25 protein-coding genes are annotated in these 19,633 nt (G+C 69.1%); all 25 read right to left on the bottom strand.

What is annotated here, in order from left to right:
- Position 1: 1 nt before the first annotated feature.
- On the bottom strand, positions 2–466 hold the full coding sequence (locus tag H156_RS0108065) for a lysozyme (protein WP_017365803.1): 465 nt from the start codon (positions 464–466) through the stop codon (positions 2–4).
- Complete coding sequence (locus H156_RS0108060; protein WP_017365804.1) at positions 463–939, bottom strand: hypothetical protein; 477 nt, start codon at positions 937–939, stop codon at positions 463–465. Before H156_RS0108060 ends, H156_RS0108065 begins: the two co-directional genes overlap by 4 nt.
- Positions 936–1,226: a DUF6127 family protein gene (locus tag H156_RS0108055; protein ID WP_017365805.1), complete on the bottom strand. Its 291-nt coding sequence runs from the start codon at positions 1,224–1,226 to the stop codon at positions 936–938. Before H156_RS0108055 ends, H156_RS0108060 begins: the two co-directional genes overlap by 4 nt.
- Before the next feature lie 66 nt (positions 1,227–1,292).
- Positions 1,293–1,643 (bottom strand): DUF2793 domain-containing protein, encoded by a 351-nt coding sequence (locus H156_RS0108050; protein WP_017365806.1) that lies wholly within the window; start codon positions 1,641–1,643, stop codon positions 1,293–1,295.
- The gene (locus H156_RS0108045) at positions 1,643–3,844 is read right to left on the bottom strand and encodes a phage tail protein (protein ID WP_017365807.1); all 2,202 of its coding nucleotides are present in this window, start codon (positions 3,842–3,844) and stop codon (positions 1,643–1,645) included. The genes H156_RS0108050 and H156_RS0108045 overlap by 1 nt, the downstream gene beginning before the upstream one ends.
- Positions 3,841–4,113, bottom strand: coding sequence for a hypothetical protein (locus tag H156_RS15945; protein WP_017365808.1), 273 nt, complete (start codon positions 4,111–4,113; stop codon positions 3,841–3,843). The genes H156_RS0108045 and H156_RS15945 overlap by 4 nt, the downstream gene beginning before the upstream one ends.
- Positions 4,110–4,349, bottom strand: a complete 240-nt coding sequence (locus H156_RS0108035) for a hypothetical protein (RefSeq protein WP_017365809.1) — start codon at positions 4,347–4,349, stop codon at positions 4,110–4,112. The genes H156_RS15945 and H156_RS0108035 overlap by 4 nt, the downstream gene beginning before the upstream one ends.
- A 9-nt stretch (positions 4,350–4,358) precedes the next feature.
- Entirely contained in the window at positions 4,359–5,156 is a 798-nt protein-coding gene (locus tag H156_RS0108030; RefSeq protein ID WP_017365810.1) for a phage BR0599 family protein, read from the bottom strand.
- A gap of 9 nt (positions 5,157–5,165) precedes the next feature.
- Positions 5,166–6,857 (bottom strand): hypothetical protein, encoded by a 1,692-nt coding sequence (locus H156_RS15940; protein ID WP_017365811.1) that lies wholly within the window; start codon positions 6,855–6,857, stop codon positions 5,166–5,168.
- Positions 6,858–6,864: 7 nt separating this feature from the next.
- Complete coding sequence (locus H156_RS0108020; protein WP_026597599.1) at positions 6,865–7,854, bottom strand: hypothetical protein; 990 nt, start codon at positions 7,852–7,854, stop codon at positions 6,865–6,867.
- Between the two features lie 6 nt (positions 7,855–7,860).
- Positions 7,861–8,793 carry a hypothetical protein gene (locus H156_RS16435; protein WP_017364468.1) on the bottom strand — a complete coding sequence of 311 codons (933 nt, stop codon included), beginning with the start codon at positions 8,791–8,793 and terminating at the stop codon, positions 7,861–7,863.
- The gene (locus H156_RS0108010; RefSeq protein WP_036246263.1) at positions 8,794–11,985 is read right to left on the bottom strand and encodes a tape measure protein; all 3,192 of its coding nucleotides are present in this window, start codon (positions 11,983–11,985) and stop codon (positions 8,794–8,796) included.
- A gap of 2 nt (positions 11,986–11,987) precedes the next feature.
- A complete protein-coding gene (locus tag H156_RS0108005) occupies positions 11,988–12,635 on the bottom strand; it encodes a DUF6441 family protein (RefSeq protein ID WP_017364470.1) in 648 nt (215 codons plus the stop codon).
- Positions 12,613–12,783, bottom strand: a complete 171-nt coding sequence (locus H156_RS16695; protein ID WP_201769617.1) for a hypothetical protein — start codon at positions 12,781–12,783, stop codon at positions 12,613–12,615. The genes H156_RS0108005 and H156_RS16695 overlap by 23 nt, the downstream gene beginning before the upstream one ends.
- 41 nt (positions 12,784–12,824) lie before the next feature.
- On the bottom strand, positions 12,825–13,214 hold the full coding sequence (locus H156_RS0108000) for a DUF6631 family protein (RefSeq protein WP_017364471.1): 390 nt from the start codon (positions 13,212–13,214) through the stop codon (positions 12,825–12,827).
- A gap of 11 nt (positions 13,215–13,225) precedes the next feature.
- Positions 13,226–13,978, bottom strand: coding sequence for a phage tail tube protein (locus H156_RS0107995; RefSeq protein ID WP_017364472.1), 753 nt, complete (start codon positions 13,976–13,978; stop codon positions 13,226–13,228).
- Between the two features lie 2 nt (positions 13,979–13,980).
- Entirely contained in the window at positions 13,981–14,148 is a 168-nt protein-coding gene (locus H156_RS17240; protein WP_017364473.1) for a DUF7210 family protein, read from the bottom strand.
- Positions 14,149–14,153: 5 nt separating this feature from the next.
- Positions 14,154–14,582, bottom strand: coding sequence for a hypothetical protein (locus H156_RS0107985; protein ID WP_017364474.1), 429 nt, complete (start codon positions 14,580–14,582; stop codon positions 14,154–14,156).
- On the bottom strand, positions 14,579–14,860 hold the full coding sequence (locus tag H156_RS15930; RefSeq protein WP_017364475.1) for a head-tail joining protein: 282 nt from the start codon (positions 14,858–14,860) through the stop codon (positions 14,579–14,581). The genes H156_RS0107985 and H156_RS15930 overlap by 4 nt, the downstream gene beginning before the upstream one ends.
- Positions 14,860–15,864: a major capsid protein gene (locus H156_RS0107975; protein WP_017364476.1), complete on the bottom strand. Its 1,005-nt coding sequence runs from the start codon at positions 15,862–15,864 to the stop codon at positions 14,860–14,862. The genes H156_RS15930 and H156_RS0107975 overlap by 1 nt, the downstream gene beginning before the upstream one ends.
- 2 nt (positions 15,865–15,866) lie before the next feature.
- Positions 15,867–16,241, bottom strand: coding sequence for a head decoration protein (locus H156_RS0107970; protein WP_026045829.1), 375 nt, complete (start codon positions 16,239–16,241; stop codon positions 15,867–15,869).
- A 3-nt stretch (positions 16,242–16,244) separates the two neighbouring features.
- The gene (locus H156_RS0107965; protein ID WP_017364478.1) at positions 16,245–17,483 is read right to left on the bottom strand and encodes a S49 family peptidase; all 1,239 of its coding nucleotides are present in this window, start codon (positions 17,481–17,483) and stop codon (positions 16,245–16,247) included.
- A gap of 1 nt (position 17,484) precedes the next feature.
- Positions 17,485–18,975, bottom strand: a complete 1,491-nt coding sequence (locus H156_RS0107960; RefSeq protein ID WP_017364479.1) for a phage portal protein — start codon at positions 18,973–18,975, stop codon at positions 17,485–17,487.
- Positions 18,975–19,181 (bottom strand): phage head-tail joining protein, encoded by a 207-nt coding sequence (locus H156_RS0107955; protein WP_017364480.1) that lies wholly within the window; start codon positions 19,179–19,181, stop codon positions 18,975–18,977. The genes H156_RS0107960 and H156_RS0107955 overlap by 1 nt, the downstream gene beginning before the upstream one ends.
- Positions 19,182–19,183: 2 nt before the next feature.
- Entirely contained in the window at positions 19,184–19,633 is a 450-nt protein-coding gene (locus H156_RS0107950) for a hypothetical protein (RefSeq protein ID WP_017364481.1), read from the bottom strand.

Here is a 19,633-nt window from a genome sequence, read left to right as displayed (position 1 = left end):
GTCAGCTGGACACCAGCAGGAAGACTTCTGCTTCGCGGCGGGCCACCAGTCCCGGTAGTATCTTCCCGCCGCCATACACCCACCGCCGCAGCTCCTTGGCAGCGCTCGACCAGTCGCGCTGGTTGACCCGGCGCCGTAGAGTCGAGGTCTGCAACCGCCCTGCGCCGAGGTTGAACGTGAAGTCCGCGATGGCCGCGAGCCGTTCCTCGGGCTCCGTCGCCAGCACCGGACAGTAGCGCAGTGTGGCGGCGAGCGCGGTTCGCAGATCCTGGGCCAGATAGATATCGCCCTCGTCCTCGGTGATGGGCGGATGGTCGGACTTGCAAAGGTGACCGTAGCCGATGGTCCAATACCCTGCCGGGCAGACATAGGGGTGCGCGAGACGCTGCGGATCGTGCTTGGGAACACGATGGAAGCCCTCGAAGCGCTTGGCCAGGTCGACCGCGGTCGACGGGACTTCGATCACGGGCGCACCCGATCGAACACGCGGCCGAGGAACCAGAAATTCAGCACGCCGGCCCATAGCGCTTGGTCCGCCTCGGTCCAGGCGGCCTGGATGGCCGGAATCCAGTCCACGCCGGCATCGACCGCGCCGGCGAAGGCGGCGGTCTTGGCCGCGCAGTACAGCGCCATGAACCAGTAGGTGATCACCGGCCGCACGCTGCTGGAGAGCGCGTCGGCCCACCGGACGCCCGACCGCTGGCCCTGGGCGGCGACGGCTTCCCGCAGCGCCTCGACCGCACCGCTGTTCCAGGCGGCCTCGCCGGCGGCGGCGATCTCGGCCATGCGCTGGGCGCCGCGCTGCTTCTCGAACTCCAGCGCCTTGTCCTGCATCGCCAGCTCGTGACCGCGCTCGCCCTTGCGGTCGAGCCATTTGAGAATCTCGGGCGCCAGACGGAAGGCCCCGCCGAGGAGGCCACCAAGCAGGGTCTCGATCATTGGCCACCTCCGAACACCTTGAGCTTGATGAGAGCACCCGCCACGAGCGCCAGCAGGAATCCGGTGGTGACCATCTTGACGACGGTCTGCCACGCAGTGTGCTTGGCGGTGTTGAAGGCTTCGAGCAGACCGCGCAACTCGCGGATGTCGTTCGCCGCCTCGGGACCATCAAGGCCGACGTCGACCAGGGCGCGCCTCGCGCCGCGCTCGGCGGCGCGCGCGAGCAGCTCTTCGAACTCGTCGCGCGACATGACGACCATGCCGTCTTGCAGGGTGGGTGGGCTCATCGTTGGTCTCCGAAAACGAAGAACCCGCCGGGCGGCGGGTTCGGTGGATGATGGAAAGGGAAGCGATCAGACGGCGATGCCCGGGCTCCAGCCGGTCGCCTTGTAGACGGAGAGCACGCCCTCGTCCTCGATGAAGCAGGTCCAGCCGATCTTGGGGGCGTGGTACTCCCACGCGCCGGCGATGCGCACCGCGATCTGGTCGGTGCGACCCGCCCAGGCGCCGGTGGCCGCTGCCGGGACGATGTAGCGATCGCCGTCCACCGGTGTCGCGGGTGGGGTGGCGAGGTCGCGGTCTTTGACCGACAGACCCACCACGGCGCCGAGCCGCTTCAGGTTGGCGTCCATGCCGCCGTTCCAGTTGTGTTCGCCCTGGGCCCAGCCGTAGGCGAGGCCGAGGTTCGGGTCATTCAAAGCCATCAGGTACCTCCGTAGTAGTCGCCGTAACGCAGGCCATAGCCGGTACGGTCGAATTCGATGACGTGTTTCTGCCAGGACACGTAGCCGTCGCGGCTCGCCTCGATCTCCACCTTGACGTGCGCGTTGACGCGCCCGAGGCCGGAGTCGGCGAGCTCCTGCGCCAGCGGCCAGGTGGTACCGCTGCCGGCGATGCCGCTCACCGTGCGGCGCAGCGAGCCGTTCTCGTTGTAGAAGCGCACGGTGACGGTCTGGCCCGCCTCCGGCGTGATCGCCCCCTCGGTCTGCAGGACGAGGTAGGCGGTCTGGGACTGGCGGTTGCGCGTGGCCCAGCTCACGTTGATCTCGCCGGCCACCGCGGTCGGATAGCGTTTGCCGTTGATCTGGGCGTTGCCGGGGCAGTACGGACGGATGAAGCGCTTGTTGAGTGGCAGGCTCATCTCCGTGGCCGCCGCCTCGGGCAGCGTGCCGCGTGCCGTGCGGGTGAGGAGCTTCACGCGCACCGTCTCGCCGGCGACGTACTCGGGCGTGAGGTAGTGGCGGAAGCCGTCGACGAACCAGATGCGGCTGCCGGCCGGGTGGCTTGCCGGCACCGTATCGAGCATCCCGCGCTCCAGGGTGACGGTCTGGGTCGCGAGGTCGAGCGACACCACCTTGAGCCATTCGCCGTCGATCACCGTGAGTCCCCCGGCAGTCACCTCCTCGAGGCCGATGCCGGAGGTCAGCCCCACGCTCACCTGAACGGCCGACTGCGGCAGCATTGCCGTGAGAACCGCCGTGGGCGTGAAGATGCCGAAACCCTTGTCGGTGAAACTTCCGCTGACGCGGGCCAGTGCCTTGAAGCCGAAGGCGTCCGACGAGGGGCGCGAACCGCAGGCTGCCACCAGGCCGTCGAGATCGTCGATGTCGCCGAGCAGGCTCTGGGACTCGCCGGTGAAGTCCTTGACCACCGACCAGTACGGCACCTCGAACAGGGTCTGGTGGGGGCACGGTGCCGGCAGGCTGGTCGGCTCCGTCCAGCCCGAGGGCGGCGGCGCCGAGTAGACCGACTGCGGCAGGCCGAAGATGTCCTGCACGCACTCCACCCGCACTGCCCCGTTCGCCAGCTCCCCGTAGGCGATGCGGGCGACGCGCATCACCATCTGGTCGATGCCGTAGGGCGGCCAGGAGAGCTTCACCACGTCGCCGATGTTGAGGCCTGAGGCCTGGCGGTTGGCGACGAAGGTGCACTTGGCGAGGGGGCTTACGAGCTGCTTCAACTCGCGCATGGCCACCCGGTTGGCCAGCTCCGCTCGGCTGATGCCGGGGTAGTTGACCGTGGTCGCCACCACCCCGCCGTTGAGCTGCACGGCGGCGATGTCCTGCACCGTGACGCTGCCGTCCTTGTCCGTGGTGCCGTCGCGGTAGACGACGGTCACCTGGTTGGTGATCTCGCCCCAGGAGGGCCGCGTGAACTCTTCGATGCGCAGGATGTTGCCCGGATCGAAGGTCGGCAGGCTAGAGAGCGTGTAATCGGCGCGCGCGAGCTTGAGGGTGAAGATCCCGGTGCGCGGATGGACGTAGAGCAGCCCGTCCACGTGCCGGAGCACCGACAGGATGAAGTCCTCGATGGTCTCTTCCTTGTTCCACAGCAGCGACAGCCCGAAGCCCTCGGCATGGAGCGTGTCGGCGGCCGCCGTGAAGCTGGCATCGTCGATGTCACTCGTCGGGTAACCCATGCCCCACTCGCCGTTGGTGAGGCACTCGCGCACGATGTGGGCCGGGTTGGCGTCGCCGGAGATCTCGGCCTTGGCCGCGTACCACTGCCTCGGCACCCGCTTGGCGCGCACCGACCAGGGCTTGATGTAGGGGTTCATGGCCGCGACCCACACCCGGCGCAGGATCAGCGACACCACGCCGCGGAAGGCCGGAACGTCGGCGCCGAGACGCTCTTGCAGGTAGGCGTTGCGCCCCTGGGTCGGCCCGCCCATCAGGATGTCCACCGGCCCCTGCACGCCGCCCTCGCGCTCCTCCCCGCCGAAGAGATTGGGGTTGTCGATGGTGATGGTGGTGTTGCCGGTGACGTTGCCCGACCAGGCGACGCGCTCGCCCACGCGGATCTCGGTGATGGCGTCCAGCGGGCCGTGGCACAGGGCGAGGTGGGCGCCGAGGCCGTACCAATAGCCGACCGTGTACTCCTGGCTGCCTTTTCCGCCGCCGCTCATCCTGCCTGCTCCGTCTGTGCGCTTCGCGCATCCCTCGTTGCGCTCAGGACCAGCACTTCGTGCTGTCCTGCGGCCCTTTGGGCCTTGTCGGCTTCCTCGGCGACGCGGATCGCCATCGCGTCACCCGTGGCGCGCAGCCAATCGGCCGGGACACCTCGCTCCACGAATTCGGCCCAGGTGTGGCTGCGCCCCTCGAACCAGCGACGCATGCCGCGGGCGCAGTAGCCCAGGGCGCGGGCATGCTCCAGCCGAGCGATGGCCTCGCTCACTTCTTGCCCCCGGAGGACTTGCGGATCGGCCGCACTTGGACGTCGCCGTACCAGACCACGTTCGGTCCCGAGATCACCCGCGTACCGAACAGCACCGGGATGGGGGCGTCCTGGGAGGCGATGGGCACATCCTTGTCGCCGATCTGGCCGGGCTGGGCGTCCTGCACTTTGGGGCGCGGCGCGAGCAGCGCCGACAGGACCGTGGTGACGACCCAGATGATGATCTGTTGCCACATGGTGAAATCTCACACGATGGCGTCGCCGGTGAAGGGGTTCTTCACCGGGATGAAGGGGAAGCCGCCGAAGTTGTCCAGGTTGCCGAACCTGTCCTTGCAATGCGCCATCGTGTGGTCGCAGCCGGCATAGAGCTGGACCGCATCGCCCGCCGTGAGGCCGACCATGGGCGCGACCAGCGTGAGGTCGATCCCGGCGTGACCGACGATCATGCGCGCGCCGGCGGTGGTGGCGAGCATGCCGCCCACGAAGTAGCCGTCCGGCCGGCTGGCGGCGACGGCGACCTGGACGGTCACGCCGCTCACCGCCGCTACGGCGCCGTCCACGCGGAAGCTGTCCTTCAGCGCGCCGCATCCGCTGGAGTACAGCACGTGGCGGCACAGCAGCTGGTAGCGGGCACGCAGGCCCGGCCGCTTCAGGCTCGAGGCGATGGGCTCGCACTTGAGGGTGGCCTCGGCGCCGGACAGCCGCGCGCCGGTGATCCGCCCCTTCCAGTAGGTGATGAACTCGGCGTCGCCGACATGGCGCCGGTAGAGGGTCACGCTCACCACACCCTCGGGCGGGGCGGCGAGAAACAGACTCGCCACGGCCAGGTCGCGCGGCATGCGGATCTCCAGCCCCAGCCGCGCGAGCTCGTTGCTCTGCTCGAGGCCGCCGCGCGAGATCGTCGCCGGCTGATAGGTCTCGGATTGGTAGTCCACCGCCGCCTGCCCCGAGGTGTAGAGCCAGCGCTGCGCGCCCTGGGAGAAGCGGTAGAGCTCCTGCGGTTGTCCGTCGTGGGCGGACTGTTCGATGCCCAGATAGCTCATGGTCTTAGCTCATGATCTCAACGTTCGGGTGGAGAGCTGCACGCGCGCCGTGGTGTCCGTCTCCCAATGCAGCTCGACCGCGTCCTGGTCGAGCCGGGCCAACTCCAGGCACGAGACCTGCAGGAATTGCTGGGGTTCGAGGGTCGCGCCCAGCGGCGCGTCCAGGGAGAGCAGTTCCTCGTCCTCGGAGATCTCGTTCGCCCCGGTGATACGGCGATGGAAGGTGCCGGCCGTGGTGAGGAGCCGGAGGTCGCGCCGCAAGGGATCTGCAGCGACGAAGCGGGCATAGCCGACGTTGCGGACGATGAGGCCGGCATCCGTGGCCGCCACCGTGCGGCTGACTTCGAGGTCGGACTCGAAGGTCGGCAACCAGCAGGGATTCGCCCGTCCCGCGCGTGCGGCGAGCCAGCCCCGGAAGGCGGTCGCCGCGCTCCGGTCGGTGAGCAGCCAGGTCAGCGTGCGGCCGATGAGTGGGGTGCCCGATTCGTCGTCGAAGGTCGGCAGTCCCGTTCCGTAGTCGATGATCGAGAGCTTCCTCCGCCACCTGTCCTCGAGGTCGGTGCTCCGGTTGGGCCGCCAGTCGAACACCCGGTAGCCCTGATAGGCCGGGCCATAGTCGGCGACCGCGGGCGTCGTGATGTCCTCGATGCCGAAACGGCAGCGGCCGACGGCGATGGTGTCGGTGGGACGCGCCACGGCCACCTCGCCCTCGAGGCGGGCGAGCCGCGCCGGAAACACCCGCGTGCCGGCCGGCCAGCTTCCGGCCAGGGGAAGCTTGAGGGTCAGCGTGTTGCCGGCGATGGAGAGGATCTCCACCGCCTCGTGCCGCGTGTTGGAGCGCCACAGCACCGCCAGGCCGCCGGCGTGGTAGTCGCTGTTGGCGGCGTCCTGCACGGTGAGCGCGGCGCTGCCGACGGCGGCCTCGCCCGCAAGGGTGGAGACGTCGGTCCACACCGGCAGGCAGTAGATGCGTGCGCCCCAAGCGAACAGAAGGTGATCCAGCACCAGGGCGTCCCGGCCCTCGATCAGGAATCCATACTCGAAACCGCGTCGCGGCAGCTGCCGCAGGCGCACCCGCTGCTCGGTGCCGTCGTAGGACTCCAGCACCTCGGTGAGCCATTCCAGCCGCTCGGTGATCCCTTGCGACCAGTCCGGACGCATGCCAAAGACCACCACGCGGCGGCCGGTGACCACCAGCAGCGCGGTGAGCCCGCCGGCAAAGACGAAGCGGTAGGCGGCGTCGATCACCGGCGCCCCGCGCGTGCCCGCTGCGAAGGTGTAGAGGCGCGACTGCAGCGGCCCGAAGGCGAGCGGCGGCGCCGGCTGGCCCGAGAGCAGCAGCCCGTCCGTTCCGGTCTCGTCGATGGCATCGAGCGTCTGCGCGTCGAACCGAGCGTTCCACACCTCCAGCACCCGCTCGACCGGACTCACCAAGTTGCCGAGATCGATGTTCGAAGGGATGACGTGGATGCGGTGATACCAGTCGGCCCCGAAGGCGGGCAGCAGAGCGCCTGCGAAGCCGAGCCGCAGCTCGTCGACGGGCTGGGTGTCGAGTCGCGTACCCGGACGCATGACCGAGCTCGCACTCGGGTCGAACGGAAAGGCGACCGGCACGCGCTCGGAGACCTCCGGCGAGCGCGACCAGGTTGGCGGCTCCTGGCGGGCGGCACCGGGCAGGATGGAACCGGGAAAGGTCGGCATGATCCGCTTAGGGGATGAGTCTCACGGCATAGCCGTGCACGCCGCTCTTGCCGTTCTTGGAGTGGGCCGGGAAGGCCATCCACTGCTCGGCGCCCAACGCGAAGGCCTCCGCCGGCGCGTAGTGGGTGATGTTGAGGTAGCGCAGGTGAGCGGTGTGGCCGAAGGGCGAGAAGAAGCCGCTTGGCCGCTCCGCGAACACGTAGAACGGGATCATGGGCGTGACGCCGTTCAGCGTGTTGGGCGTATGCCCCCACCAGTAGCGCGCGAGACTGTTGCGTGGGGTGCCCAGTCCCTCTTCCCACATCGCCTTAGCACGCTTGCCGGTCAACGGCGAGTTCTGGCAGACCGAGAACCAGGTGTCGGCCGAATCCACCGTGCCGCGCACGAAAGTCTGGCCGTAGCCTTTGTAATCGTTGAACGGCAGACCGCCGTGCCGATCGTAGGGGTAGCCGAAAACGTAGTCGTTGAAGCCGCTGTACGTGTAGGTGTAGGCGTCCGAGCCGAACGTTCCTGATACGAACGCCCCGCCGCCGTAGCCGCCGAACTTCGTGAGCTCCCCGAAGGCGAGATGGTGATAGACGCCGGGCGAGACCTCGGCCACACACATGATCAGTTCGGGCGTGGCGGCCGAGAGTAGGTGGTAGGTGTTGGCGGTGCCCACCTCGAACAGGCCGCAGGCCTCGGCGCGGTAGCTCGTGGTGTTGCTCACGTAGCTCGCGTTGACGATCGATCCGGGTTGATCCCACCAGGGCTTGCCGGCATCGAATCCCGTCGAGCCGATCAGCCAGACGCCGGTGACGGTGTTGTAGCGCGTGGAGAGGCGCTCGTTCACCGCGGAGCGCAGATGGACGTAGAGCCCGCCCTTGGCAAGCGACAGGGTCTGCCCGGTGCCGTCGGGGACCCAGCGCAGCTGGGTCCAGCCGTTGGCCACCGCGAACACGCGCAGGGCATCGAGCAGCTGATCGGGGTTGGCGGAGGTGCCGGTCTGGTAGGCCATGGTTGTTTACTCCAGGCGCAGCGCCCAGTAGTCGCGCACGCTGGTGCGATACACGTTCTGCACCACGAGGTGGTCCACGCCGCCCACCGTGATCAGGTTCTCGGCGGCGTTGTTGAATCCGGAGACGTGATAGATGCCCTCCAACTCGCCGAAGAGATCGTGATCGGTGCCGGAGTTGTTCTGCGTGAGCACCACGGGCGAGAGCACGTAGGTGCCGTCCGGCGCCTCGCGCAGGTTGCCGAGATAGGTGTAGTTCGTCGGCCAGACCGGGCGCGGCCCGTCGTAGCGATACTCGGACGACGAGTAGGCGAGGTTCTGGAACGGCAGCCAGGCGCCCGAGGGGCCGCGCAGCATGCAGGCGGTGTTGGCGTTGTTCTGTCCGTCCTCGCCCGGGTCGACGAAATGGCGGTGGTTGGGCGAGGTCACGCTGTAGTTGCGGCCCCGCTGGCCGGTCATCGAGCCGCCGACGAGCAGCGGGTACGGGTACTGACCCGGCGTCGCGTAGGGCAGGACGAAGCCCAGGTGCGCCGCCTGGTAGACGGTCGAGATCTTCGCCACCACCACGGCACGTCGGCCGTTGGCCACGAACCAGTACGGGATCGCCGTGTTCCAGAGCGACATCATCGGCAGCCAGCCGCTGATCGCACCCGGTTGCGTGTAGAAGTCGTTGGCCGGGTTGAAGCCGATGAAGCCGTTCAGGTCCCACATGTAGTAGCCGGCCGTGGCGTTCTCGTAGGCCCGGATGCCGCAGTAGATCTCCTCGGCACCGGCCAGCCCGGGCGCCTTGAGGATGAGCTCTTTCGTGGCGGCGTCCGTCGTCCAGTGCAGCGCCTGCCACTGCTGGCCCGCGGCGACCAGATTCGGGTGAGCGGTGAGGAAGGCATGGAAGCGGTCCAGCAGATCGCGGTAATCGCTGGCCGTGCCGATTTCGAACGCCATTTACGCAAGCACCTGTCTGACGGCTCCCGCATTGCGTTGCAGGATGTTGAGGATGGTCTTCTCGCCCGCGGACGAGTTGAGGTAGTCGGCGGCCATCGCCGGGTCGATCACGTTGACGATGCGCACGCCCTGGCCCTGGGGTTGCGGGGGCGGCGTCTCGGGCACCAGCCCGCCGGCGGCGAAGGCGAGCCGGGGCCCCTGGATGCGCGGTCCGCCTTCGATGCCGTTGATCGCCTCCAGGAACGCCACGCCCACGCGCTTCACGGCGGCGGCGTTGAGCACGTACTCGCCGGCGGAGAGCCGTGCCGGGATCGAGTCGCTGGTGGAGGTGCCCGGACCGGTGACGTAGCCGCCGCCGGCGAAGCCCTGGAACAACGACGAGACCAGCGATCCGAGGCTTCCACCGCCCGCGCCGCCGCCTCCGAACAGGCTGCCGAACAGCGCCTCAGCGAGCTTCTGCGAGGCGATGCGGTTGATGGCGGCCAGCACCGAGCGGGCGAAGTCGGCGAAGGCGTCCTTGGCCGATTTGGCGCCGCTGCCGATGGCCTCGAACATCTGCGCGAAGCCGTCCTGCACCGCCCCGTCGACGGCGACCGCCACGTCGTCCACCACGAGCTTCACCTGTGCGATCTCGTTCTTCCAGGTCTGTACCCGGGCGACGGCCTCCGGGCCAATGGCCGCGGCGGCGGCCTCCAACTGCGGCTGGAGCGCATCGAGCGATTCGCCAGTCTGGCGATGCAGCGCAAGGATTTGGCTTCGTGCCTGGGATTCGGTGAGCAGCCCCGACTGACGCTGCAGGTTGATCGACTCCTCGGATGCACGCATCCGGGCGAGCGCGTCGTTGAATTGGCGCTCGTAGTCGGCGAGATCGGCGGCCGCCGATTTGACGTCGATGAGGCGCCCGACCGTGGCCGCGCCTTCGGTGTCGCCCTCGGCACGCAGCCGCTCGATCAGGGTCTGGTACTGTCGCTCGATCGCCGCGCGTCGATCCTGGCTGGTCGCCGCCCCGGTGAGGTCGAGCAGTTCGTCGCGCACCTTGGCAAGCTCCTCGCGCAGCTCGCGCTCGGCCTGGGCGGCCTTGCGGGCATTGGCGACCTCGACATCCGCGCGCTTGTTGTTGAGGACGGTGAGCTCTGCTTCGAGCTTGGCGACCTCGGCTTTCGCCTTGAGGCGTGCCGGTTCGTCCTTGCCGGTCTTTTGCAGGCGCTGCTGCTCCGCGAGCGAGACCTGCACGCGCCGGATCTCCGCATCGATCTCCTGCTGTTCGATCCGGGTCTTGGCAGCGTAGTAGTCCTTGAGCGAGATCAGCCGGTCTTCGAGAGATGCGTCCAGCGCCCGCGCCTGGCGATCGAACGCGTCCTTGAGGAGCTTGAATTCGGCCTCGGCCTGGGCCTGAACGAGGGCGAGCTTCGCTGTTTCGCCCCCCTTGTCGGATGTCGGCTTGGCCGGTGGTTGCGGACGGCCGAAGACGCCCGGCTGGGTTGATTCGGGGCGGACTCGCCGGGCGATGGCTTGCGCAGCCTCCCCAACGTAGTCGCGGGTGAGGGCGTCTCGAACCGTTCCCGCCAGTTCCTTTCCGAAATCCCGCACCTCACCGAGCTGGCGGCTGAGTGCTGCGCGCAGCGCCTGCATCGAAAAGTCGCCGCTGAAGGCCGCTGCCACGTCCTGGCCCAAGGCCTTCGCCAGCTCTCCGATGTCGGAAAAGGCGCTACGAAAGCGCTCGACCAGGAAGGCGGCCGTGATGCCCACGACGCTGCCGATGGCGTTGAACGTGCCGATGACGACGTTCACCATCGCGCGGACCGCCGTGCCGACGGCGTTCACCGCGCCGACCATCGCCGCGCGCACGCGGGCCCAGGACAGGTCGTTGATACCGACCAGCCTTCCTAAGGCGCTGACGACTTCGCCGACCTTCTCGACGACCAGGTCCCAGGCGGCGGCGACGATCTGCTTGAACGAGGCGGTCCTGCCGCCGAACTCGACCACGGCGTCGCGCGCCGAATAGAGTGCGCCCGCGAGCAGCCCCGCGGCGGTCACGATGACGCCGATGGGCCCGCCCAGGAGCGCGAGCACCCCGCGCAACAGACCCGCGGCGCGACCGAGCAGGGACGTGGACGCTACTGCCTGAGCCACGGCACCGGAAGCAGCGGTGGCTTGCAGCTGGGCCTTGGCCGCATCCGCGACCAGCGCGCTGGTGGCAAGCCCTTGTGCACGTGCCTGAGCCAAGGCGGCATCGGCGAGCCGCACCCGAGCGAGCGCCTCGGCTTCCAGCGTGCGCAGGTTGGCCAGGCGCGCGGCCGCTTCCGCCCGGGCGGCAGCAACACTGGTCGCGAAGGCGCCTGCCATCCGCCCGAAGGCGGCGACCAGCACGACACCGGCCAAGTCGATCAACAGCTCGAGATGCCCGGCGACGAACTGGATCGCCTGCGCCAGTCCCGCCGTCAGACCCGAGCTCGCGTCGCGTTCGCCGAAGGCTCGCTGGAAGGCGTTCCTGAGGCGGGTGAGCGCACCCGACACCGTATCGGGGAGGCTCGCGTACTCCTCGGCGAGGCGCGTCCGCTCCTTGAGCAGGACGTCGAGCACGGCCTTCGAGGTGATCTTGCCTTCCTGGGCCAGGGCCCGCAGTGAGCCGAGCGGCACGCCCATGCCGTCGGCGATGGCCTGCGCCAGGCGCGGCGTCTGCTCGATGACGGAATTGAACTCCTCACCGCGCAGCTGGCCCGAGGCGAAGGCCTGCCCCAGCTGCAGCAAGGCACCTGCCGCCGCGTCGCTGGATGCGCCGGAGAGCGACACGGCCTGACCGATGGCATCGGTAGCCGCCAGCACGTCCGCCTGCGAACGCCCCAACGCCTGCACCGAGGGTGCGAGCCGCGCATAGAGCGTGACGGTCTCTGCCAGGGGCGCGCGGTTTTTCTGGGCGATCTCGAAGAGGGCCGCGTCGGCGCGGTTGAACTCCTCTTGCGAGGTGACCGCGAGCTTGAGGCGCGCCTGCAGGTTCTTGTACTGGTCGGCGACCTCGACCAGTTCGCGCACCCCCAGCCCGATGCCGATCGCGCCGCCGATGCGGGAGAGCACTTCTCCGACCTGGGCGGCTTCGCCGCGCAGGCGGGTGAGATTTCCCTGTACGGACTGGAAGGCCCGTCGCGTCTCATCGACGGCGGTGATGAGGATCTGGGCACGGTTACCGGCCACGTTCAAACCTTCGACATTGCTTTACGGATGGCCGCCGTCAGGCGGGGAAGATCGCCTCGCACTGAGCGGGCGAGGTCGAACCGTTTTCTCAAGCTCACGCGTCGCACGAGCACGGCGATGGGAATCTCCTGGCCGCGCCGCACGCGCTTGGCGCCGGTGCGCTCCCGCTCGGCACGGCGAAAGCGCGCGAGCGGCCGGGCGTTCTCGGCGATGTTCTCGGCCATCAGGATCTGCCGGCCGTTCTTTTCGATGAAGAAGGCATTGCCGGAGCGCATCAAGGCATCGATCACCCGGGCGAACGCCTTGCGCCCGATGCGCCGGTGCTGCGGCAGCAGCGGGATGAGCATCCGCCCCCGGATCGTTCCGCCCTGTTCGTGGATACCCAGCCAGGGCACTTTCGAGCCGATGTAGAGGGCCGGGAATTCCTCGGCCTTGCGGTCGAACACCTTGGCGTGCATCGAGCGGAGGAACTTCGGCTTCACGACCTTGAAACCGGCGCGCATTTCGCCCCGCGCCCGCTCGGCCATCGCCTTGCCGGTGTCGCGCATCGCGCGGGCCACGGCGGTGTGGATCGCCTTGCGGGTGTCGCCCTGCCAGGCGCTGAAGCGCCGCCGATCCAGCAAACCGTCAGCGACCAGATCGATCTTCATCACGCATGCCTCGATGGAGTTCGGCCTGGAGCTCACGGATGCCGTCGCGACTGCCCTGGGCGGCAGCGGTCATGACGGCAAGCCGGGTGGCGAGCCGTTCGTGTTCGAGGCGGCGATCGGCGGCGAGGAAGGCGTTCAGCTGGCCCAACGTGTAGCCGAGGATGTCCGGGTAGCGGTGACCGCCCCGAATCAGGCGGGCGATGGCGTCAGCCCAGCCAAACGGCCGTTCAGACGCTGCGCCAGATCGCCCACTTTCGGCGCGATCCGGCGCACGAAAAAATCCGCGTTCACCTCGAACACGGTCGCCGCCAGGGTGATCGCATCGTCGAGGGCCAGCGCGTCCACCCACTCGCGCGGTTGGCGGCTGGCGATCGCCAACCCGGAGAGCAACGCATCGCCGTGGTCCGAGAGCAAGGCGAGCCAGTCCGGTTCGTCCGCCAGTCGTTGCGCGAAGGGCTGCACGGCCTTGAGCATCGCCGGCAGCTCGCCGAGCACCAGCGGGCTGATCGCGAGGCGTTGGCCGGCCAGATCCACAACTTGAGGCTGCGGCACGAGAACATCCAGATCGGAAGCACTCATCGTCATCCCCCTCACAGCAGCACGATGCGGCCGAACTGGCCGAGGTCGCCGGCGGCGGGCTTGAGCGTGTCCGCGAGCACCTGGCCCGAGAGCTCGAACTTCAGCAACTCGTCGGTGATGACCGAGAGCTCCTTGGCCGGGTTGATGGCCACGCGGTAGAGGTCGATCACCACCTCGCGGTTGCCGTCGGCGGTGTTGAGCCCCTCGAAGCGCACCCAGCGCTCTGGCAGCGGCTGGGTGAACATCGCGGTGACCGAGGCCGTGCCGTAGGCGTAGTCGACCTTGAAGGGCTCGACGTAGGGTCCACCGGTGGTGGCGTCGAGGATCACCAGCGAGCCGTGCTTGGCGTTCACCGAGTACTGCGCGGCCGGCAGGGTCTTGGGGGTGGCGCTGGAGTCCTTCACCACCACCGAGGAGACGTCCTGCTTGGCGAGCAGGTAGAGGCTGCCGGGGGTGACCGGGTTCGGCAGCGCCTCCGCGGTGACCGTGCCCGGGGTCTGGGCGGTGGTGGCGCCGTAGAGGGCGAGCGCCAGGTTGGTCGCGATGAGCTCCTCCAGGGTGCAGGCGAACTCGCCCTTCTTGGTCTTGATGAGCTGCAGATCGGTGAGGCGCTGACCGCTCACCGACTCCTGGTGCTCCAGGGTCTCCACCGAGAGGGAGACCTTGAGTTCGGGCACGTTGCCCACGTAGGCGAGCCCCTGCGGGTTGCCAAGTGCGTCGCGGGCGCCGATGTAGACGCGCCCCTGTCCGGAAAAGTACGGCATGGTCAGTCTCCTTTACGGGTCTTGATCTGGGTCTGGGGTTGGGGGTCGGCCGGCCGTGCGGCTCCGCGCTCGATCAGCCATTGGGCCGCTGCCTCGTCGAGATCGAGGATCTCACCGGGGGCGTGGAGTCGGCCGGCGTGGGTGTGCGGTTCGATCAGTTCGATGTGCATGGTGACTATCCTTTTTGGGTGAGGTCGGAGGCCAGGGTGCGGTAGCGGATCTCGTAGCGCGCGGGCACGGCCAGGGCTTGGCTGTCGGCGTCCTCCGTGTCCCACTCGCAGTCGATCTCGCGCACGCCCAGAGCCAGCCCGCCGAGGCTCGGCTCGGCCATCAACGCGCCGTGCGCCGCGACGATGATCGCGTCGGCCACGTCGAAGGCGTCGCCTTCGCGCGCGAGCGCGACCAGCCTCAGCGTCAGGGCGCGGTCGAGCCGGTCGTTCGCCTGCGCGAGGACCTGATCGCCTTCGATGAACAGCAGGAGCGCGGGGCTCGCCTCGCGCGGGAGCGGCACGGTCGGCTGGCGATGCAGCGGCGTCGGTGCGATCGCGGAACCGATGCGCGCCACGACCGCCCGGATCAGGCGCTCGCGGACGGAGGGCGTCATAGCCGGGTCAGCTTGGCCTGCATCTCGGAGCCGTCGCGCAGCTGGCGGACCTCGCGCACCCGATACGGGCTTCCCGCGATCTCCACCGTGTCGCCGGCGGCGAGGGTGAGCCAGGCGCTCGGGTACTCGAGGTGGTAGTCGCGGTTCAGTGCGAGCCCATCGAGCGCCAGCTCATCCGGGGCGCTGAAGACGCACTGCACCGTGAGCGAACCCACCATGACGTCGGTGAGCAGCCCGGCGCGGCCGGCGGCCTCGTAGAGATCCGTCACCTGCGCCATCACGCTGCCGTCAGCTTCACCAGCACACCGGGCCGATGGCACATGGGCAGCGGGTTGCTCTGGGTGTGCAGGTCGGTGCCGCGGTCGAACTTGCGCGGCTCCTGCTTGGCGTAGAGCGGCAGGCCCAGGGTGTTGACCGTCTCGTTGAAGTCGGCGGGCGCGACGTAGGTGGCGAAGGTGTCGACGGTGCCGAGCGGGAAGGCGTGGGCCTCGCCCGCCGCGATGAAGCGCCGGGTGGTGCCGGAGGCGTCGCTCGCCTGGCCGCGGTACTCCTCGAAGGTGATGCCGCCGAAGGTGAAGCCGCGGCGCATATCGTTGATGAGCACCGCGCCCTGCTGCCAGTTCTTGTAGGCCTCCTCGACCTTGGCGTGGCCGGTCAGCGCGTCGAAGAACTCGGGCGAGCACAGGCAGTGCACGCCGGTCGAGAACTCGCCCGAGAGGTTGTCCTCGATGTGGCGCAGCACCTCGGCGCACTTGCCCTTGACGTTGGTGTTGGCGTTGCCGAGGGCGAAGTTCACGGTCTTGGGCGTGATGCCGAACTCGGTGTAGAGATTGACCAGCGGCGTGGCATCGGCATCGAGGATCTCGCCCTTCAGCGCCCCCATGCGCAGGTGCTCCAGGGTGATGGCGTGCTTGTTGCGCATGGTCTCCAGGTGGCGGGCGAGCACGCCGGCCACGCTCTCGGTCTCGGTTTCCTGCCCGAAGCTGCGGATGCCCTGGACCTCCTCGGGCAGCACCACGTCGTCGTGCGGGATGTGGGGCACGACGAAGGCGCGCATCGCCCGCTTGCCGCGCTTGCCCACGGTGCCGGGCGAGCCGGGCGGCAGGGTCGGCAGCAGGTTCAGCACGCCGTGCATCTCCTCCACCACGACCTGGCGGGTACGCACCGGCTTGATCGGGAACAGGTCCAGGGTCTCCAGCCGCCCGTAGCGGTTGGGGATCAGGTTGATGGCGGCGGTGAGGCTCGCCATCGAGAAGGCGGGATTGGAAAAGGGATTCTGCATGGTCAGGCTCCTTCACGAACGAGGATGCCGCGCGCTTCGAGGGCGGCGATGGCGGCGGACTGCTGCGCGGGCGTGATGCCGGCAGGCCAGACCAGCGCATGGCGGGCGACGATGGCGTGGCGCGCGACGATGACCGTATCGAGGTCGGCGGCGGTGGCGTCGGCGTCGACGATCAGCACGCCGGCGGGCAACTCGGTGCCGTCGGTGGCGGCCGGGTCGAGCGCCTTCAGCTTGTTTGTGGCGGTCTCGCGGCCGACGACGCTGCCCAGGACGAGGTTCTGGCCGGCGGCGACCGTGGCAAGGTCGCGCGAGTACAGGTTGGGCGCCTCGTACTTCAGCAGGTCACCCAGGTTCATCGGTTCAACTAGGGTCGGCATGGTTCACTCCTTTCCGGTGAGGTGCTTGACCGCCTTGATCAGCGGGTTGTGTTCGGGTGAAGCGCGGTGCGCGGCATGCGCATCCGGATGGATCGCCGAGCCGATCTCGGGGCCATGGGCGCGGGCGGCGAGCAGCGCGCGGCGGACATCGGTTTCCGAAAGACCTGCGGCCAGGAACTCGGCGGTGCGCTCCGGGCAGCCGCCGAGCTGGCACAGCTCGGCGATGGCCACGGCCTCGCGCCGGTCCGCAGCGGTGGCGGGCGTCTCGGGCACGGGCGCCGCGGAGGCAGCAGCGGCGACGAGCGTCGTCTCGGGGGTTTCGGGGGTCGGATCGGTGGATTGCATCGGGTCGTTCTCCTGTTTGGCGTACGCGGAACCGGGACGCGTGCGGGGGGCCGGGTTCCGCGAACGGCCCTGCGGGTTCAAGAAGGTCGCGAAGACGGCGAGCAGCTGGTCGCGGCTCGCCACGGCGTCGGCGAGCCTGCTGCCTATCGCCTGCTCGCCGAAGAAGATCCCGGCCTCCGTGGCGCGCACGGCGTCGGGGTCCAGCCCGCGCATCGCGGCCACGTGCCCGACGAACAGGCCGTAGAGGCGATCCACCTCCGCCTGGAGGCGTTCCGCCGCCTCCTGGTCGAGCGGCTCGTGGGGCGAAAAGTCGTTCTTGTGCCGGCCGGCGGTGATCGCCGTGTAGCGGTAGCCCTGCTGGGCGTCGCGGACCGACTGGTCGACGTGCATGGCGATGACCCCGACCGAGCCCACACCGCCGGTGCGCGTGACGGCGAGATGCGAGGCGGCGCATGCGATGGCGTAGGCGGCCGAGAAGGCCGAGTCGGCGGCGATCGCCCAGACCGGTTTCACGGCGTCGGCCGCACGGATGCGCTCGGCGAGCTCGAACACGCCGCCCGCCTCGCCGCCGGGGGAGTCCACGTCGAGCAGGATGCCGGACACGGCAGGGTCGGCGATCGCGGCATCCAGACGGGCGCCGATCTCGCCGTAGCTCATGAGGCCGGAGGCGGCCTCCAGTCCCAGGGTGCGGCGCACCAGCGTGCCGTGGATCGGGATCACGGTGATGCCGGGCGGTGCCGCGACCTCCGGGCTCGCGGGCATCACCGCCGGTACGGCGGCTTCAACGTCGGGCAGACCGATGCGGGGACCGAGCACGGAGAGGATCACGTCCAGCTTCGAACGCGCGATGAGAAGTGGCGTCCCGTAGAGACGGGACGCCAGGTGTACGAGCTGCATGTCAGAGGTCCTGGATGTCTTGCGGCGGCACCGGGTCGGAGGCCGCCGCGGGTGGGTTGCGGTCGTGGCGCGGGTCGGAATCGAAGACGAGGCCGAGCGCATCGGCGCGGGCGTTGTCGGCGGCGATCTCCCGATCCACGTCCTCGGCGTCGTAGCCGAAGGAGGACACCGCCTCCGAGCGGGACAAGAGCCCCGCCCGGATCGCGGTGAGCATCGCGTTGAACTCCTTCTGCGGATCGACCCACTGCCAGCCCTGGGGAATCCACTTGCAGGCGAGCCAGGCGCGGCGCCGCGCGGCGTCCCGGGCGAAGCCGGGGAGCTTGAGCCATCCCTCCAGCACCGCCTGCGCCATCCACGCGCGCCACACCGGGCGGCAGAGCTGGTGGACGATGACGCCGTGCTGGATCGCCTCGCAGCGGCGGCGAAACTCCAGCAGCCCCGCGCGGATGGAGGAGTAGTTCACCTGGGTGAGGTCGCCCGTGAGCTGCTCGTAGGTCACGCCCATCGCGGCGGCCACCGCGCGAAACTGCTGACGCATGAACTCGGCGTAGGAGCCGCCCACGTCGGCCGGCTGCGAGAACTTCACGTCCTCGCCCGGTTCGAGGATCTGCAGGGTGCCCGGCTCCAGCCCCGCCAGCGCCACGCCCGAGGCATCGGCCGGCCCTTCGCCCATCAGTGCGTCCTCCGGCTGGTCGCGGGTGACGAAGCCGGCGAACATGGCGGCGGTCTTCTTGCGCACCAGTTCCGCGTCGTCGTACTGGTCCAGCTCGTTGAGCTTCACCAAGGCCCGCGCGAGCCAGGGCTCGCCGCGGATCTGCCCGGGACGCAAGGGCCGGAACAGATGCACGATCTCGGCGGCGGGCACGCGCACCGTCTCCATGCCGCCGCCACCGGACATGGGCGCGAGCAGGCCGTCCTCCGGGTGCGAGCGGTACAGGTGGTAGGCCACGCGCCGGCCGAGCCGGTCGAACTCGATGCCGGCGCGGATCACGTTGCCGTTGTCGGCCAGCAGGTTGAGCGTCACCGGCAGGTGCTCGGGCTCCAGCACCTGGATCTGGAGCGCCACCGCCAGCCCGTCGTCCGGCCGCCGGTAGCGCAGCCGCACCAGTGCCTCGCCGCCTTCGAGCATGGCGCGACAGGCCAAGGCCTGCAGACCGTAGAAGTCGGTGAGCCCCTGGGCATCGGCCTCCTCGGTCCAGTCGCGCCAGAGGGCCTGGATCGTCTCGCGCAGGCCCGGGTCCTCGATCAGCGACTGCGGCTTGATACCGGTGCCGATGGCGTTGGCCACGAAGGCCTCGATGCCGGCGGCCGCCCAGGCGTTGCGGCGCACAAGGTCACGGCTCTTCGCGCGCAGCTCCGTCTGCGTCGTGAGCAGCGCGGCCACCGCGCCGGGGTTGCCCGGCATCCAGGCGAGCGCGCGGCGCCCGGAGCCCACCCCGTCGTAGGTGGGGGTCGTGCCGAAGGCGAGCTTGATGCGGCTCCAGAAGCCCATCAAAGCCCCTTGCCCGTGGTGACCCGGATCTGGCGCAGCTTGGGTCGGCCCGCCTCGCGGGCGAGCGCCGCATCGACCTCGCGCAGCGCCGCGCGCAACTCGTCCACCGAGCGGTACTCCACCGTCTTGTCGCCGAAGGTGACGCGCCGCTCGCCGCGCGCCAATGCCCGCTCCAGCGCTTCGCGATCGGCCGCTGTGTAGGCCATGGTCAGACACCCGCCAATGCGGCCAGCTCGAGGACCAGCTCGGTCTGGGCGGCGTTGCCGTTCTTGAAGGCGATGCGCGCGAAGCGTCCGATGGGTCGGCCCTGGACGGTGAAGTAGTCGCTGCCGTTCGGCGGCTTGTGCCAGGCCACGTTCTCGTCCGAATAGATGCCCGCCGCCGGCAGCCAACGCACGCCGTCGATCGAGCTCTGGATCTCCATCGCTTCCTGCTTCGAGGCGACGCCGCTCTTACGAGACAGCAGCAATGTGTAGCCGTGCTCCTCACCCAGATCGACCGCGTCGGTGGCGACGGAGCCATCGGCGGACAGGGCTCCCACCGCGAAGGCGGAAGCGAGGGCCGGTACGCCCATCATGTGTCCCGACGCATCACAACGGATGCAGCGGATTTCGTCTCGACCGGTGGTCGGGTTACGGTAGGTGCCTTCCAAGATCAT

The organism is Methylococcus capsulatus str. Texas = ATCC 19069, assembly GCF_000424685.1.
In the GTDB taxonomy this organism is placed as follows: Bacteria; Pseudomonadota; Gammaproteobacteria; order Methylococcales; family Methylococcaceae; genus Methylococcus; species Methylococcus capsulatus.
The sequence above is the reverse complement of the archived record's forward strand: the minus strand, read 5'-3'. Positions and strand labels throughout refer to the sequence as shown.

What these genes read in the sequence shown, in the direction of transcription:
- H156_RS0108060 (WP_017365804.1), bottom strand. Translation starts at nt 939, where the DNA reads ATGATCGAGACCCTGCTTGGTGGCCTCCTCGGCGGGGCCTTCCGTCTG.
- H156_RS0108055 (WP_017365805.1), bottom strand. Translation starts at nt 1,226, where the DNA reads ATGAGCCCACCCACCCTGCAAGACGGCATGGTCGTCATGTCGCGCGAC.
- H156_RS0108050 (WP_017365806.1), bottom strand. Translation starts at nt 1,643, where the DNA reads ATGGCTTTGAATGACCCGAACCTCGGCCTCGCCTACGGCTGGGCCCAG.
- H156_RS0108045 (WP_017365807.1), bottom strand. Translation starts at nt 3,844, where the DNA reads ATGAGCGGCGGCGGAAAAGGCAGCCAGGAGTACACGGTCGGCTATTGG.
- H156_RS0108035 (WP_017365809.1), bottom strand. Translation starts at nt 4,349, where the DNA reads ATGTGGCAACAGATCATCATCTGGGTCGTCACCACGGTCCTGTCGGCG.
- H156_RS0108030 (WP_017365810.1), bottom strand. Translation starts at nt 5,156, where the DNA reads ATGAGCTATCTGGGCATCGAACAGTCCGCCCACGACGGACAACCGCAG.
- H156_RS15940 (WP_017365811.1), bottom strand. Translation starts at nt 6,857, where the DNA reads ATGCCGACCTTTCCCGGTTCCATCCTGCCCGGTGCCGCCCGCCAGGAG.
- H156_RS0108020 (WP_026597599.1), bottom strand. Translation starts at nt 7,854, where the DNA reads ATGGCCTACCAGACCGGCACCTCCGCCAACCCCGATCAGCTGCTCGAT.
- H156_RS16435 (WP_017364468.1), bottom strand. Translation starts at nt 8,793, where the DNA reads ATGGCGTTCGAAATCGGCACGGCCAGCGATTACCGCGATCTGCTGGAC.
- H156_RS0108005 (WP_017364470.1), bottom strand. Translation starts at nt 12,635, where the DNA reads ATGAAGATCGATCTGGTCGCTGACGGTTTGCTGGATCGGCGGCGCTTC.
- H156_RS0108000 (WP_017364471.1), bottom strand. Translation starts at nt 13,214, where the DNA reads ATGAGTGCTTCCGATCTGGATGTTCTCGTGCCGCAGCCTCAAGTTGTG.
- H156_RS0107995 (WP_017364472.1), bottom strand. Translation starts at nt 13,978, where the DNA reads ATGCCGTACTTTTCCGGACAGGGGCGCGTCTACATCGGCGCCCGCGAC.
- H156_RS17240 (WP_017364473.1), bottom strand. Translation starts at nt 14,148, where the DNA reads ATGCACATCGAACTGATCGAACCGCACACCCACGCCGGCCGACTCCAC.
- H156_RS0107985 (WP_017364474.1), bottom strand. Translation starts at nt 14,582, where the DNA reads ATGACGCCCTCCGTCCGCGAGCGCCTGATCCGGGCGGTCGTGGCGCGC.
- H156_RS15930 (WP_017364475.1), bottom strand. Translation starts at nt 14,860, where the DNA reads ATGGCGCAGGTGACGGATCTCTACGAGGCCGCCGGCCGCGCCGGGCTG.
- H156_RS0107975 (WP_017364476.1), bottom strand. Translation starts at nt 15,864, where the DNA reads ATGCAGAATCCCTTTTCCAATCCCGCCTTCTCGATGGCGAGCCTCACC.
- H156_RS0107970 (WP_026045829.1), bottom strand. Translation starts at nt 16,241, where the DNA reads ATGCCGACCCTAGTTGAACCGATGAACCTGGGTGACCTGCTGAAGTAC.
- H156_RS0107965 (WP_017364478.1), bottom strand. Translation starts at nt 17,483, where the DNA reads ATGCAGCTCGTACACCTGGCGTCCCGTCTCTACGGGACGCCACTTCTC.
- H156_RS0107960 (WP_017364479.1), bottom strand. Translation starts at nt 18,975, where the DNA reads ATGGGCTTCTGGAGCCGCATCAAGCTCGCCTTCGGCACGACCCCCACC.
- H156_RS0107955 (WP_017364480.1), bottom strand. Translation starts at nt 19,181, where the DNA reads ATGGCCTACACAGCGGCCGATCGCGAAGCGCTGGAGCGGGCATTGGCG.
- H156_RS0107950 (WP_017364481.1), bottom strand. Translation starts at nt 19,633, where the DNA reads ATGATCTTGGAAGGCACCTACCGTAACCCGACCACCGGTCGAGACGAA.